This is a genomic window from Parendozoicomonas sp. 2304DJ65-17, assembly GCF_058148445.1.
Map to the genome: position 1 here is coordinate 1 of NZ_JBYVJV010000147.1, position 231 is coordinate 231.

Genomic DNA, 231 nt, shown 5'->3' on the forward strand with positions numbered 1-231 from the left:
TTTGTATAGCGGCCGTTTTTGGTTTCCAGCCAGTGGTCATACCAGTACTTCACGCTGCCCTTAAAATCGTAGGTCTGGTACTCCAGAGTCAGCTCTGTCAGACCTTTGTACTGGTTTGATATCACATCACCTTTTTCAAAATTCATGCGTCCATTATCGGCGTTTGGACCAACACCATTTCCCGGTTTTATATTCAGGTTCTTACTATCACCGTAGGAATAAAGGCGACTG

1 protein-coding gene is annotated in these 231 nt (G+C 44.6%); it reads right to left on the reverse strand.

All coding sequences use genetic code 11. The annotated features are described in order from the left end of the window. A partial coding sequence (locus ACY2RR_RS24850; RefSeq protein WP_490110875.1) for a DUF1302 family protein occupies positions 1–231 on the reverse strand: 231 nt, incomplete at both ends.